Origin of the sequence: Shinella fusca (assembly GCF_014203155.1) — a bacterium.
GTDB classification, from domain to species: Bacteria; Pseudomonadota; Alphaproteobacteria; order Rhizobiales; family Rhizobiaceae; genus Shinella; species Shinella fusca.
This window is the reverse complement of record NZ_JACHIK010000023.1, coordinates 50,923-63,317: the sequence shown is the minus strand read 5'-3', so window position 1 is coordinate 63,317 and position 12,395 is coordinate 50,923. Positions and strand designations below refer to the sequence as shown.

14 protein-coding genes, 1 pseudogene and 1 other annotated feature are annotated in these 12,395 nt (G+C 60.9%); of the genes and pseudogenes, 9 read left to right on the top strand and 6 right to left on the bottom strand.

Annotation, left to right across the window (positions count from 1 at the left end; all coding sequences use genetic code 11):
* From HNQ66_RS21725 to HNQ66_RS21715, 3 genes are all read right to left on the bottom strand, one after another.
* Positions 1-254, bottom strand: a 254-nt coding sequence (locus HNQ66_RS21725; protein ID WP_210308856.1) for an IS66 family transposase, incomplete at its 3' end; no start/stop codon positions are given.
* A gap of 48 nt (positions 255-302) precedes the next feature.
* Positions 303-626, bottom strand: a complete 324-nt coding sequence (gene tnpB / locus HNQ66_RS21720; protein ID WP_210308855.1) for an IS66 family insertion sequence element accessory protein TnpB — start codon at positions 624-626, stop codon at positions 303-305.
* A gap of 26 nt (positions 627-652) precedes the next feature.
* Positions 653-970, bottom strand: coding sequence for a hypothetical protein (locus HNQ66_RS21715; RefSeq protein ID WP_184146689.1), 318 nt, complete (start codon positions 968-970; stop codon positions 653-655).
* Here HNQ66_RS21715 and HNQ66_RS21710 point away from each other — a divergent pair.
* Entirely contained in the window at positions 969-1,355 is a 387-nt protein-coding gene (locus tag HNQ66_RS21710; RefSeq protein ID WP_184146687.1) for a hypothetical protein, read from the top strand. The genes HNQ66_RS21715 and HNQ66_RS21710 overlap by 2 nt on opposite strands.
* 328 nt (positions 1,356-1,683) lie before the next feature.
* Here the strand turns inward: HNQ66_RS21710 and HNQ66_RS21705 are convergent, their stop codons facing one another.
* Positions 1,684-2,073: a type II toxin-antitoxin system VapC family toxin gene (locus HNQ66_RS21705; RefSeq protein WP_184146685.1), complete on the bottom strand. Its 390-nt coding sequence runs from the start codon at positions 2,071-2,073 to the stop codon at positions 1,684-1,686.
* Positions 2,070-2,318 carry a type II toxin-antitoxin system VapB family antitoxin gene (locus tag HNQ66_RS21700; protein ID WP_184146683.1) on the bottom strand — a complete coding sequence of 83 codons (249 nt, stop codon included), beginning with the start codon at positions 2,316-2,318 and terminating at the stop codon, positions 2,070-2,072. The genes HNQ66_RS21705 and HNQ66_RS21700 overlap by 4 nt, the downstream gene beginning before the upstream one ends.
* Before the next feature lie 281 nt (positions 2,319-2,599).
* Here HNQ66_RS21700 and HNQ66_RS21695 point away from each other — a divergent pair, with 281 nt between their 5' ends.
* The 8 genes and pseudogenes from HNQ66_RS21695 to HNQ66_RS21660 all read left to right on the top strand — a co-directional run bounded on the left by HNQ66_RS21695 (position 2,600) and on the right by HNQ66_RS21660 (position 9,520).
* Positions 2,600-2,887, top strand: coding sequence for a type II toxin-antitoxin system TacA family antitoxin (locus HNQ66_RS21695; protein ID WP_184146681.1), 288 nt, complete (start codon positions 2,600-2,602; stop codon positions 2,885-2,887).
* A 328-nt stretch (positions 2,888-3,215) separates the two neighbouring features.
* Positions 3,216-3,398: a hypothetical protein gene (locus tag HNQ66_RS23780; protein ID WP_343059601.1), complete on the top strand. Its 183-nt coding sequence runs from the start codon at positions 3,216-3,218 to the stop codon at positions 3,396-3,398.
* 816 nt (positions 3,399-4,214) lie between these two features.
* Positions 4,215-4,394, top strand: coding sequence for a hypothetical protein (locus tag HNQ66_RS21685; RefSeq protein ID WP_184146679.1), 180 nt, complete (start codon positions 4,215-4,217; stop codon positions 4,392-4,394).
* Positions 4,395-4,995: 601 nt separating this feature from the next.
* Positions 4,996-5,532, top strand: coding sequence for an NUDIX hydrolase (locus HNQ66_RS21680; RefSeq protein ID WP_184146677.1), 537 nt, complete (start codon positions 4,996-4,998; stop codon positions 5,530-5,532).
* A gap of 209 nt (positions 5,533-5,741) precedes the next feature.
* Entirely contained in the window at positions 5,742-5,948 is a 207-nt protein-coding gene (locus HNQ66_RS21675) for a hypothetical protein (RefSeq protein WP_184146675.1), read from the top strand.
* A gap of 470 nt (positions 5,949-6,418) precedes the next feature.
* The gene (locus HNQ66_RS21670; RefSeq protein ID WP_184146705.1) at positions 6,419-7,378 is read left to right on the top strand and encodes a helix-turn-helix domain-containing protein; all 960 of its coding nucleotides are present in this window, start codon (positions 6,419-6,421) and stop codon (positions 7,376-7,378) included.
* A gap of 150 nt (positions 7,379-7,528) precedes the next feature.
* On the top strand, positions 7,529-9,037 hold the full coding sequence (adh, locus tag HNQ66_RS21665; RefSeq protein ID WP_184146673.1) for an aldehyde dehydrogenase: 1,509 nt from the start codon (positions 7,529-7,531) through the stop codon (positions 9,035-9,037).
* 109 nt (positions 9,038-9,146) lie between these two features.
* Positions 9,147-9,520 (top strand): annotated as a pseudogene (locus HNQ66_RS21660) (DUF779 domain-containing protein).
* A 981-nt stretch (positions 9,521-10,501) separates the two neighbouring features.
* On the opposite strand, the gene HNQ66_RS21655 reads toward HNQ66_RS21660, so the two are convergent.
* Entirely contained in the window at positions 10,502-11,989 is a 1,488-nt protein-coding gene (locus HNQ66_RS21655; protein ID WP_184146671.1) for a SulP family inorganic anion transporter, read from the bottom strand.
* Between the two features lie 69 nt (positions 11,990-12,058).
* Positions 12,059-12,114: a sequence feature (sul1 is cis-regulatory element that is thought to sense ions involved in sulfur or methionine metabolism; They are found in Alphaproteobacteria), on the bottom strand.
* Positions 12,115-12,395 lie beyond the last annotated feature (281 nt).

Genomic DNA, 12,395 nt, shown 5'->3' with positions numbered 1-12,395 from the left:
ATATTGCGGGCTGCGGACTGTCGGCCACGAGCCTTGTGCCGGGAACCGTCAGGCTGATCGTCGTTGGCGGCGACCGGAACAGCCGAAAGATCACCAGGATCGAGACTGGTCTGTGCGGGGTCGATTGTCGAAAGCCCCTCTGATCTTGCGCCGTGGATGAGCCGCTTCAGATAGGCAACTTCCGCTCTCAGATCGAGGACCATCCGGCTCAGTTGCTCGACATCCTGCGGGAGCTGATCGTGGCGAAGAGACATGCCGAAAACTACCACATCGGCATGAATCTGCAAGCAAATACAATGAGATCAAGCAACTTTCGTCGGGCGCTTCACGGGCTTTTGCCGGACCTGCGTCCAGTCCAGACCCGCAACAAGCAGGCCGAACTCCTCGGGGGTCATGTGAAGAGCGCCATCCTTGACGGGCGGGAAAGTGAACGTCCCGCTTTCCAGCCATTTTGTCGAAAGGATCATCCCTGACCCGTCCCAATAAATGCAGCGCAACCGGTCGCGCCGCTTGGCCCGGAAAACAAAAATATCGCCGCAATAGGGATCGGCCGAAAGGGCGGACGCCACCAATGCGATCAGGCCGTTCATCCCACGCCGGAAATCGACCGGTTGGGTCGCCACCATGATCCTCAGCCCCCTCGCAGGACCGATCACCGTCTACCCCGTAGTGCTGTCACCACCGCATGCGCCAGGTCGGGAGCAACATTGCCTGTAACGATCATCCGCCCGCCGCCGAGTTCGATCTCGATCCGGCCGGCGGCGCCCGCGCTGGCATCTGCTTCATCAGCGTGCCGTTCATTTTGATGGTCGGCGATCATGATCGGCACGAAAACGGGTTGTTCCGCCGCGGCAACGGCTGAAGCCGGACCAATCTGCCCTGCCGCCCGCCGCCATGTGTTCAAAAGTCCGCGATTGACGCCAAACCGACGCGCAATGGCCGAGATGTTCGCGTCGGCCTTGGTGCTCATGTCGGACGTTGCCGGTGCTTTGCGGCATTGGGTGACCTTCCTCAAGGCCGGAGGTGTTCTTGCCTTCGAGACGCCTGCCAAGCCGTTCGGACTATCGCAACGCGCCGTGGAAGTCGCTGCACGCCGCGGAATCCACCTCGCCTATGGCGAGGTTGCCGACACGCAAGGCAAGTGCCAGGTGTTGCTCTCAGGCGCGGGACTGGAGGTCTTGAGCGTTCGCACCGAGTTTGCCGACACCGCAACAGTGCCGGTACAGGCTGCGTTAGAGTTGTGGGACCAACGGGTTGACCACCCAGCATGGGCACCCATCAAGGATGCTACCGCCTCAGAGCGTCAAGTCATGCGCGATGATTTTAATTCGAAGCGTCGAAGCGGATGCTATTGATGGCTATGTGTCCAACGAAACAGCTTTGAATTTTTCTTACGGTCGCCGACCAATGTAGTCTGGTGCAAATCCCGCAGTTCGGCACCACACAGTTTCCGGTTCAGCCCACAGCTTGCTAAAAGCTGCCTGTCCGCAGACCACCGCGCGCCAGCCGTTCAGCTTCCGACCCTCATTGTCGCCGTTAAAGGGGCTTCCCTGCCTGAAACCTGCCGTTCGTCTCACGGAGAATGGACGGGCAGAGATGGGGTCGAAAGCGGAACCGCTTTGCGGAAGCCAAAACGCCAGTAAAGGGCGCTAGCAGCCGAATCATCATTCCAAGTCGCGTGTGTCATGCAACCGAACGGATGTCTGTCTCTGTGAAGTCGGTACCCTTGAATAACAACGGCTCGTCGAAATCCCGGGCAAGAGCGTAGGCAAAACAGTCACCGAAATTCAGTCCAGCTTTGTGTCTGCCCTTCCCGAAATCGAGGAATGCCTGTCGGGCCAGATGGCCTTGTTCGACGGTCACTGGCTCTATGTTGATCGCTGCACGGCGGAAGAAAGCATCGGCCTGCCTCATGCCTTCCGGCCCGAGTTGCTTTTCGATCACCATGGACAGTTCCAAATAGTTCGCCACGCTGATTCGGCTGGTTGCAGAATCGTGGATCAGTCGCGTGAAGGGAACGGCTTCCGGCTCGCCATAAAGTATCGCCACCATGGCGGATGTGTCGATAATCATTTCGGCAGGCCGTCCTCGTCATAGAGAAGCTTGGCGTGATCGGCATAAGGTCGTTTCAGATGGGCCGCAGCTCTGTCAGCGATCGCCAGAAGTTCTCCGACCGAAGCCCTGCCTCTCTGTTTTTCAATTTGTGCATACCGCTCACGCAGAGCGTCGGTCACGACGCGGCTCATACTCTGCCCGGTCGCATGGGCAATAGCCTGAGCAAGGCGATGTGCTTCTGGATCCTTCACGTTGAGACTCATGTGGCGACACTCCATTCTACCTGAGCAGCTACTTTTCTACCATTCTACCCTGCCGCCACACAGTTTCAAGGGTGAATACAGGCATCAAAACAGTCTCATTGTTCATGCGCCCGTTCCGATAGACATAGTGCATGCTTTAATCGGGGAAAAACTGACGTTCTGAGCTCTGCATTGCGGTATAGATCCATCTCGCCGCAATATGCCGTCAGCGCACCTCATCGCCGCTTGAAACGCAAGAGTATTGCATTTCGCGTTATACATTCGCTGCACAGGAGCGCACCATGGCAGGCACGGTCCCGCGAAAGGAAATAACCGTCTCGATGCGGTTTAGCGACGACAATCTGACAATCATCGATCGTGGCGCGGAACTGCTCGGCCTGTCCCGCACCGAGTTCATGCGCCGCGCCGCGCTGCATGAAGCGCAGACCGCGATCCTCAATGAAACCGTCATCCGCCTTTCGCCCGATGCGCATGATGCGTTCATGCGGGCCATCTCCGCTCCCGCAACCGTTCCGCCTCCAAAGGCGGCGGAACGGTTGCGCCGCCGTATAGCTCCTTGGGAACGCTAGGCGGTGGTTTCACGCCCCGAATTGCCTGATGACGCGCACCGGCTCGACGCATTCGATTGTGGCAAGCCAGCGCTCGATGCGTGGTTGACGGTTTCGCCCGCTCAAGCCAGGCGCGCGGCTTCACGCGCGTCCTGGTCATGCACGATGAACAAGTCTTGGTCGGCTATTATGGGCCTGCCCCGAGTGTCATTCAGCCGAACAGTGCGCCGCGGGCCATTCGCACCGGACGGCCACCGGACCCGATCCCTTGCCTTTTGATCGGACAACTGGCTGTTGATCAGAACCATACCGGGCGCGCGGTATCGGTAGCGGGCTGGTCAAGGATGCCTTGAACCGCTGCCTCGCCGGGGCGGACATCGTCGGCGGCCGCGCCGTCGTCGTCAGGGCGGTCGACGCGGAGGCCGAGCGCTACTGGCAGGGCTGGGGGTTCATTCCCTCTCGCGACAACCCTTCCATCCTGATGCGTTCCATCGACGACATTCGCCTCTGGCTCGCGAACATTGCCCACTAGATTTTCCCCTTGGCCAAAGCAATGGCCCGCATGTTTTCCATCAATGGGGCGGCAGGTTAACGTCGCATGGCAACGCGCCAAGCTCCTCTGAGCCGAGGGGATGCCGGGCAGTTCGCATCATGCTTCTATTCGGAGTCGCAGCAACCGCGCCCGGGGTTCGACGAGGTAGCCGTCCACGCTAACAGCGCGTGCTCTGGCGTTGGCACAGGGATAGAACCGAACTGACCGGCACAGGGATCGCGACAGACTGGCCTCACTTTCCGAGAGCTGGATCCGTCCTGGCGGAGCTGCTGTCAGCCCACCTTCCGGTAGGTCTTCTCCTTCTTTCTGATCGAACCTGGCACGACGGTAGCGCCCGTTGGGGGTCCGATTTTCCCATCTTGCGTGGACCCTATCGCACTGAACGGTGACCATTTCGCTGAGGCGGGGGGGCGGTTTGGTTGCGGTGGGAGGAGAAGAGGGCCGGGAGGAGGGCAGGCTTGTTGGAGAGAGAAGAGCCCTCATGACGATGATCTTTATCAGGATCGCAGACCGCAGCCGGGTTCCTATGTCGGATCGTGTGAAGGGGGTTCGAGCAGTCCCGCAAGCCGTCCGGCCGGCCCCTGCCTCATCACTACAGGGCCAATAGCAAACGAGGAGTCTTTGGTGCAGAAATAGCATCCGGCGAGGTCGAGGCCGGTCGAGAGCAGGGCGCGGATATCGAGATAAGTTCGGTCGTAATTCCACCCAGAGGATATCGGCCTCGTTCACCGGCATGCCGAGCCCCCATGTTCTTGAAGAAGACCCGCGGCGCAAGCGGAAATTGGTCTTGTCCACATGGGGGGCGACGAAGCTGGTACGCTGGAAGCCCTGAATGCGGAAACAGGACAGCGCCTTGCAGACGGCATCCTCGTTGTTCATGTCGACGAAATTGGCGTCGAGCACGTCGTGGAACGTGTCGATGAAGACCGTAGGCAGGCCGAAGCCCTGGATGAGGGGGATGTCGGCCTCCGTTAGTTCGGTGCCAAGCGCGATGACGCCGGAGATCGGCGCGCCGGCAAGCGATTAGGCCACCGTGCTCGGCTCGGAATCCGACCGGTGACGGTTTCGGCACCCGCAAATTGAGGCGGACATGTCCAATTCCTTTGAAAGGGCGTTCACCCTGCCGACCTGCCGATCGGATATATGCGCCGGGGTGATCATGCGAGTGCTACGCGACTTAGCCGCATCCAATTGCGGCAGGCGCTAGGAGCGCCAATTTAGCTCTTGAAATCGCCGCAATGAAAGGCCATGTCGGGGGCATGCACATGGATACGTTTGTCAGGATATCGCGGCTGATCGATCAAGCACGCTCCGTTCCCCGGAGCCGGCAGCCCTAAACCTGTAACGCCGCCGCAGACCCCGCCGCTCCGGGAACCCCACGACCAAACAGTGCGGTTCATTTGCGCCTCTATCCGGCGCATCGATGGAGCGTATCCATGTCTCTCTCCCAGCTCTTCCGTGTCTGCCTTTCCTGCGACCGGCCCCAGCCACGGGCCGCAGTCCGTTGCCCCTGGTGCCGGACGCCCATCGCTATCGTCCCGCGTAGTGCGCCGGGCCTGTTGTGGAGGGCCCGGCAATGAATCTGGCAGTCAAGGTGACGGAACACGTCTCCGGTGCTGACGTGCCGGGCGAACGGCAGCAGGTCGGCGCCCTTCCCTGGCGCATCCAGCGCGATGGCGAGATGAGGATATTGCTCATCACCTCGCGTGCACGCGGGCGTTGGATCGTGCCCAAGGGGTGGCCGGTGAAGGGATATCCGCTCCTCGTCGCGGCCTCGCGCGAAGCCTTCGAGGAGGCAGGCGTCATCGGCGATATTTCGCCGTCACCGATGATGGCCTTTCGGTACCAGAAGATCCTGGACGACGGTTCGCAGGCACTCTGCCGTGTCACAGTGTTCGGCATGAACGTGCGCGGCACGCTCAGCCATTGGCGGGAGAAGGGGCAAAGACAGCGGCAATGGTTTTCGCTTGGAGAGGCCGCAGACAGGCTCGACGACGCCGAGCTCGCCGCCTTCGTGCGGGCGCTCGATGATGAACCGGAGCACCCCGAACCCTTCCGCTGCACGGGCGGTAGAAAACCGCCGCCCGGTGAACCGCAAATGATCGGGGGCTGAGGCGATGCCGATGTCTTCGACAGGCCCCACACGCCGGCGGCGGCTTCCCGTTCGTTCCATCCATAGGGTCAGCGCCGGACGCTGATTGCCTGGCGTCACTACCTGCCACGGTAAGAGTGATGCCAGGAATTGCCGATCCGAGATTGAAACCTGCGGAGCAACGCCGGTCGGCCTTGCCGTGTCCGTTGCCCTATCCAGAAAGACCAGAAATGACCTTCAGATACAGCCATACCTTCCCCATCATCGGCCCGAACAAGCTGCCCCGCTTCCGCCAGTGGGCGGCGGAGAACATTCCGGGCGTTGCCGTGTCCCTGCCGCCCCAGGTTCCCGTCAAGAGCACGGCCCTGACGGTGCGCCTGAAGTCCGTCGAGGATCGCAACACGCTGATCGGGAAACTGGAAGGCGTGGAGTTCTAACGAACCGCAGCAGCGGCGGACGAAAGGCCTTCATCGCCTCATAAACATTCCGCTACATATGGGTGGTTATAGGAATAGGCATGTCGTTCGCCGCTATGCCCCTTGGGGCATGCCAGCCCGCGACACCGTTTCCGGCATTCGCTCGCCCTTTGCCATTTTCCGACGATGGAGAGGCGAACTATTTCCGCGGGCCGGTTTCGTCCCGACGGGGCTTTTGTATTTGCCTCGTTGGCGAGCCAGTTCCCGTCACCATTCATTTCCAGGATACGGACGCGGTGGGGAAGCCTGTCCAGGGGACCTGCAGTACCCCCACCGGGACGCGCGCCCCCCCCTTCGCGTTGAAGCCCGAGGATGGGCGATGTATGCATTCATCGCAGGCAGGCCAACTGGACTGACATCTGGAGACAGACTACGGTGTGCTCTGCATTATAGTCTGGTGCATTGGTAGGAAGCCTTCGGGAGGAAAGCGGATGCCTATGCGTTTCGATCACGCAGATCATGTGCATACCGTTGCGGCCCATTCCTCGGCTGCGGCAAGTTCCTTAGTCGCAGCCTCCTGGCGCCGCTGCCTCACCCTTCACGGTCTCTCCCCTGAGGAAGACCGCACGCCCTGGCGGCTCAGCGACGCCGAGTTCCGGCAGGCCCGATACCGTTCCAACGCGCTGATCGAAGAGGCGCGTGGCGAGATCGACCGGCTGTTCGCGACCGTCGGGAAGGCCGGCTGCTGCCTGCTTTTGACGGATGAGAACGGCATTGCGCTTGAACGCCGCGGCGCGGCGGGCGACGACCGTGACTTCCGCGGCGTCGGCCTCTGGTCCGGCACGGTCTGGAGCGAAGCCAGCGTCGGTACCAACGGAATCGGCACGGCGCTTGCCGATGAGCGAGCCGTGCTGATCCTGCGCGACCAGCATTTCCTGTCGTGCAACACTGGTCTTTCCTGCACGACGGCGCCGATCCGTGACCATGCCGGCCGCGTTGCGGCGGCCATCGACATCTCCAGCTGCCGCAACGACGCCAACGAGATGATCATGTCGATCCTCTCCCAGGCCGTGCGCGATGCCGCCGCACGGATCGAGGCAGGTCTCTTCCGCCGTGCCTTTTCGGCGGCTCGCATCCTTCTCGTGCCCATTGACGGCAAAGCGGCACCGGCCTTGCTCGCGATTGACCGCGACGATCTCGTCCTTGGCGCCACCCGAGCGGCAAGGCAGGCCCTCGGCCTTGATGACCGGCGCATCGCGACAGGAATCGCGGCCTCCGATCTCCTGCGCGAGGATCGGGTAGAGGAAGGGCGTGAGCTCGACCACGCCGAACGTGCTGCCCTTCGCCGCGTGCTCACCCGTGCCGGCGGCAATGTCAGCCAGGCGGCGGACATGCTCGGCATCAGCCGCGCGACGCTGTACCGGAAGATGAAGAAGCTCTCGGTCAATTGATGTTGCGCCGCAGCGCAGGCCGTTGCTCTGTCCTGTCTCAAATCTGAAACAGTTGTGCCGGCCATCGCCGGTCTGCGTCTACCGCATGCCGGCAAAGCGCTGCACCATCCTGTCGACGGCCCAATCCGGGTCTTTGATGGGAGGAATGACATGCTGCACCAGAAGATCGTCGAAAACCCGTATAAGGCAAAATACGGTAATTTCATCGGTGGCCAATGGCGGGAGCCGGTCGCGGGCCGCTATTTCGACAACATCACGCCGATCACCGGCGGTAAGCTCTGCGAAATCGCCCGTTCCGACGCCGCCGACATCGAGCGTGCCCTGGATGCGGCGCATGCCGCCAAGGACAGGTGGAGCCGCACCGCCGCGACCGAGCGCTCCAACATCCTCATGAAGGTCGCCCAACGCATGGAGGACAATCTCGAACTGCTCGCCAGGGCCGAGACTTGGGACAACGGCAAGCCGCTACGGGAGACCATGGCTGCCGACATTCCGCTCGCCATCGACCATTTCCGCTACTTCGCCTCCTGCGTGCGCGCACAGGAGGGCACGATCGGCGAGGTCGATCACGAGACGATCGCCTATCATTTCCACGAGCCGCTCGGCGTGGTCGGCCAGATCATCCCCTGGAACTTCCCGATCCTGATGGCCGCCTGGAAGCTGGCGCCCGCGCTTGCCGCCGGCAATTGCGTGGTGCTGAAGCCCGCCGAGCAGACGCCGTCCTCGATCCTCGTCTGGGCCGAACTCGTCGGCGACCTCCTGCCGCCCGGCGTGCTCAACATCGTCAACGGCTTCGGGCTCGAAGCCGGCAAGCCGCTCGCCTCGAACCCGCGCATCGCCAAGATCGCCTTCACCGGCGAGACGACGACCGGCCGCCTCATCATGCAATATGCCAGCCAGAACCTCATTCCGGTGACGCTGGAACTGGGCGGCAAGTCACCGAACATCTTCTTCGCCGACGTCATGAACGAGGACGACGACTACCTCGACAAGGCGCTGGAAGGCTTTGCGATGTTCGCGCTGAACCAGGGCGAGGTCTGCACCTGCCCGAGCCGCGCGCTGGTGCATGAGAAAATCTACGAACGCTTCATGGAAAAGGCGATCAAGCGCGTCGAGAAGATCGTGCAGGGCAATCCGCTCGACACGGCGACGATGATCGGCGCGCAGGCCTCGTCCGAGCAACTGGAGAAGATCCTCTCCTATATCGACATCGGAAAGCAGGAAGGCGCCGAAGTGCTGACCGGCGGCGGCCGCAACAATCTCGGCGGCGAGCTTGCGGAGGGCTACTACGTCAAGCCGACCGTCTTCCGAGGCCACAACAAGATGCGCATCTTCCAGGAGGAAATCTTCGGGCCGGTCGTCTCGGTCACCACCTTCAAGGACGATGCCGATGCGCTTGCCATCGCCAACGACACGCTCTATGGCCTCGGGGCGGGCGTCTGGAGCCGCGACGCCAACCGCTGCTACCATTTCGGCCGGGACATCCAGGCCGGCCGCGTGTGGACCAACTGCTACCATGCCTATCCGGCACATGCTGCTTTCGGCGGCTACAAGCAGTCGGGCATCGGTCGCGAAAACCATAAGATGATGCTCGACCACTACCAGCAGACCAAGAACATGCTGGTCAGCTACTCTCCCAAGGCGCTCGGTTTCTTCTGAGCGCCCTCCCGCCTTCTCCGCCTCGCTGATGGAGGAGGTTTCCCGGGCGCGGTGCGGCACGCTCCCTTCCCTCGCTTGCGGGGAGGGATTTTGCTCAAGGAGGACCATCATGTCCGAAGTCGTGACCGAGCCGCGCGTGGTAGCGACCGAAGCGGCTCTAGACCTTATTCGAGAAATCCAGGTTGATCATCCGGAAATCCTGTTTCACCAGTCGGGGGCTGTTGCGACGGTTCCGCGCCCATGTGCTACCCGGCCGACGACTATATCGTCGGCGACCGGGATGTGAAGCTTGGCGAGATCGGCGGCGTGCCGGTTTATATCAGTGAAAGCCAGTTCAATGTCTGGCGGCACACGCAATTGATCATCGACGTCGTGCCGGGCCGGAGCGGCATGTTCTCGCTCGACAACGGACGGGAAAAACGCTCCCTCACCCGCTCGCGCCTCTTCGGCGGCGGCGAAGCCTGCCCGCTGCCGGGGTGCTGACCGGCAGGTGTACCGGTGGTATCAAGCGACCTTCCGGATTGTGATAGCCGTTGCGATATCCACTTACAAGAAGTCGAACGCCCGCTCGACATGTCAGGAGGGCAACAAGGACAATAAATATCACCAAAGAAACGTGGTCGCTCCGTTCTGAATTAATTCCAAGCCCGAGACGATGACGAAGGAACCTTCTTCGATACAGATATCGCAATCTTCGCGGCGGTGGCGGAGAGCGACAGCTTCACGCGTGGCGCCTTGCAATTTGCGACCAGCAAGTCGACGTGGGTAAGGCCGTTCAACGAATTGAAGCACAGCTTGGCGTGAAAATCTTCCAGTGCACGACCCATCCCGTCCGTCGTGCCGATCGGCTTATGTGCTGAATAGCCTGTCGGGGGGAGGACAGACCGGCGGTTTTGAGCGGACATGCCGGAAACTTGCCGCTTGCCTGACGATAGAGGAGGCTTCTATGCACCGTTGAGCGGAGCGATACGGAATCCACGAACGGATTGCGCCGGCACCCGCCACCTTCCGCTCGGCTTCGATGAAAAGCGTAGTCATCGTTCCCGAGGTTGCCTGCCAGTCCACCTATCTCACCCGCGCGGAATTTTCGTGGCCTGAACCTTCCCCGATGCGACACGGCGAGACCTGGGATGGCGGCGGCCAATCAGGCAGAAGCATCTCTACCGAGAGACCGTCGAGGCTATCTCGAGGATGAAATAGTCTGCGCGCGGCAGTATTTGCAAATACGACTACGCGGGCAGCATCGAGAACAAACGCTGCCGTCGGACAAGCCTCAAGAGATATGACCATCTCAGTGCTAAGCATCATCGCTCCAAAGATCGCGGCCTTAACTAAAAGGCTGCGATCTCGAAACAATATCCTTTGGTAGTAAAGAAGATGTTCGAATCCTCTGCCACTACATGGCTCCGGTTGCGCGGAACACTCCCACCATGGATGCCCGCAGTGTTTTCGGATGTAAGTCTATCAATGTCCGCCGACCCCTGAAAATGCCGCATGCTCCTTGTCGTGCAGGGCGAAGCGGTCGAGCATATGCGCACTTGCCTCGTTGACGCCTATGACGGCGACATCCACGCCTTGGCGGCGGTATTTAAGGACGATCTTGTCGAGCGCGCCAATCGCGGTGATGTCCCAGAGGTGCGCTTCCGTGACATCGATCGTCACCTTGTGCAGCGTCTCCGTGAAATCGAAGGCCGCGATGAAACTCTCCGCTGAGGCAAAGAAAATCTGGCCGTCGACATGATAGGTGCGCTCGTTGCCTGCGTTATCTAGCGTGGAACAGACGCGGAAGAGCCTTGCCACCTTGCCGGCGAAAAACACGCCAGAAAGGAGAACACCGACGAGAACACCCTTGGCAAGGTCATGCGTGCCGACCACGGTCACGACCGTCGCCAGCATGACAATGGAAGAAGACGGCGGGTTGCGGCGCAGATCGAGGATCGAACGCCAGGAAAAGGTCCCGATCGACACCATGATCATAACGGCAACCAGCGCGGCCATCGGGACGATGCGCACAAGATCGTCCAGAACAAGAATGAGGAACAGCAGGACGCTGCCTGCCACGAAAGTGGAGAGGCGGCCGCGACCGCCAGAGGTGACGTTGATTACCGATTGTCCGATCATGGCGCAACCGCCCATGCCGCCGATCAGGCTCGAGGCGATGTTGCTCGCGCCCTGGCCGATGCATTCCTGGCTTTTCGAACTTGGCGTGTCCGTCATGTCGTCGACGATCTGTGCCGTCAGCAGCGATTCCAGCAGGCCGACTGCGGCAAGCGCGATCGAGTAAGGGAAAATGATCTGGAGCGTCTCGAAAGTCAGCGGCACCTGTGGCAGCGCGAAGATCGGCAGCGACGAGGGCAATTCACCGAGATCGCCGACGGTGCGCAGGTCCAGGCCGCCCCACCACGCAACGGCGGTCAGGACGAGGATGGCGACCAGCGGCGACGGAATCGCCTTGGTAACATAGGGGAAGAGGTAAATGATCGCGAGGCCGGCTGCGATCATGGCGTAAGTCAGCCCCGGCACGCCGATGAGTTCCGAAAGTTGCGCCATGAAGATCAGGATCGCCAGCGCGTTGACAAAGCCGGTGATGACCGAGCGCGAGACGAAGCGCATCACACGGCCGAGCTTCAGGAGGCCGGCGCATAACTGGATAAGGCCCATCAGTAACGTCGCGGCGAAGAGATATTCGAGGCCTTGTTCCTTTACGAGCGTGATCATGAGCACGGCCGTCGCAGCAGTCGCGGCGGAGATCATGCCCGGCCGGCCGCCGACGAAGGCGGACACGCAGGCGATGGCGAAGGAGGCAAAGAGCCCGACCTTCGGGTCGACGCCGGCAATGACGGAGAAGCCGATGGCTTCGGGGATGAGGGCAAGCGCGACGACGATGCCGGAGAGAATGTCGGCGCGAATGTTCGAGAACCACTCGCGCTTGTAGGCTGTCAGATTGAACATGGAAAAGTCCGCAAGAGTAGTGCATCCAGGCCGGGCATGTCCGACATGTAAACTGGTTTGATGCTTTTGCGTTGTCTGGCGGATCGGCGGCCAGAAGAGCCACCCGGAGTTTCACCGGGTCCAGGGTGAATGGCCCCGTTATAGAAAATGTTACGCAGCGGTCAACGGCGATTTCTTCCAAGGTGTATCTCAATGGGTGGAGGAGAGGCGAACTAGGGGCGCCTGTTCTGTCGCGCGCTCTTGGTCACCGCTTCGGGATGAACCGGCAAAGGTTTCCGTGGCGAAATTCGGGAGGAAAAATGGTCTTACTTCAGCGTGATTGGTGAGTTGCTGCTTCAGGCTCCTTTCTTGCCCTTTCTGCTACCTACTCGCCCATGCTGACCTGGACGATGTTCGAGATGGGACC